Below are 1,526 nucleotides of genomic sequence, written 5' to 3' on the forward strand. Positions count from 1 at the left end.
AAGGCCAAGGCCCGGCGCCGCCGCAAGGCGAAGGCCGACATGCTGGGCCGCGGTTACGAGTACATGGACCTGGAGGACGCCGAGCTGGATGCGGTGGCCGACACCGACCCGCCGGGCGTGCTCCCCAGCGGCCTGACCGCGCTGGCCGGGGACGCCTTCGGCGCGGTAAAGGCACCGATGACACCGGGCACCTGGACGCGGGAACGTCGCAAGCAGGCCCCGTAGCGTGCGATAATGCGCCGGTAAGGCAACGACGGTGCAGGAAGCCGGTGAGAATCCGGCACGGTCCCGCCACTGTGATCGGGGAGCGACCCTCAACAGCCACGGCTCCATATGGAGTTGGAAGGCGAGGCGAGCGTTGATCCGAGAGTCAGGACACTCACGTCGTCGCATCCTGCTACCCGGGGCGGTGTACCCCGAGAGAGCTGGTCGACGTGACCGCCCCTATTTGGATGGCGTCGCCTCCTGAGATCCATTCGTCGCTGTTGTCCGCCGGTCCCGGTGCCGGCCCGTTGCTGGCCTCCTCGTCGGCGTGGACGGCTTTGGCCGTCGAGTACGCCGAGATCGCTGATGAGCTGACCGCCCTGTTGGGCGCGGTGCAGTCCGGGGCCTGGCAGGGCCCGTCCGCGGAGGCGTTCGTGGCCGCCAACGCGCCCTACCTGGCGTGGTTGGTGCGTGCCGGTGCCGATGCCACGGCGACCGCTGCCCAGCAGCAGACCGCGGCTGCCGCCTACACCAGCGCACTGGCGGCGATGCCGACGATGGCCGAGTTGGTGGCCAACCATGTCACGCATGCGGTGCTGGTGGGCACGAACTTCTTTGGCGTCAACACCATTCCGATCGCGCTGAACGAGGCCGACTACGCGCGGATGTGGCTGCAGGCCGCCACCGTGATGACCGCCTACCAGGCCACCGCGACCACCGCGGTGGCGGCATCGCCGCAGACCGAGCCGGCGCCCCCGGTGCTCAAGGCCGCCGGGAGCGCGGACGCGACGGCGCCGGAGCCGCCGCAGTGGTTCCTCGACTTCGCGAAATGGCTCGAAGGACTCGTCCCCAGCCCGCCGTATCCCGACAGCAGCCAGTACCCGCTGTATGCGCAGCTGACCGAGTTCTTCGACAAGATCGGCTTCACCGGCATCTCGGGTCCGCTCGCCGATTTCTTCACGAGCCTGCAGAGCGGATCGTCGTTGTTGCCGCCGTGGGGCGTGCCCGGATCGTGGCTGGGGTGGACCGGCAACCCGCTGAGCTATTTCAACCCGGCAAACCTGGCCTACATCTTCTCGGTGCCCCTGGACCCGGGGTCGTTTTTCGCGTTCACCAGCATCGTCATCGTCGACGATCTGCTGGCGATCATGTACACGGCGCTGTTCAACCCCCAGGGACTCGGCCTGGTGGTGCCGCTGGCGATGGTCGAGATCGTCGGGGCGACGATCGGCAATACCATCCAGGCGCTCAACTACCTGATCACCCAGACGGCGCTGATACCCGCACTGCTGCCGGTGCTGGCCGCCACGAGCGTGCTGGCC

At 68.3% G+C, this 1,526-nt stretch carries 1 protein-coding gene, 1 pseudogene and 1 riboswitch; the gene and the pseudogene both read left to right on the plus strand.

The features are described 5' to 3' along the window. Positions 1–225, plus strand: a pseudogene (locus DQP56_RS24195) (hypothetical protein); the annotation flags it as partial. Further along, positions 218–401, plus strand: a riboswitch (cobalamin riboswitch). (Overlaps the previous pseudogene by 8 nt.) A gap of 33 nt (positions 402–434) precedes the next feature. Continuing rightward, a partial coding sequence (locus tag DQP56_RS24200) for a PPE family protein (RefSeq protein ID WP_114475799.1) occupies positions 435–1,526 on the plus strand: 1,092 nt, incomplete at its 3' end.

Source organism: Mycolicibacter senuensis (assembly GCF_003284925.1).
Taxonomy (GTDB): Bacteria; Actinomycetota; Actinomycetes; order Mycobacteriales; family Mycobacteriaceae; genus Mycobacterium; species Mycobacterium algericum_A.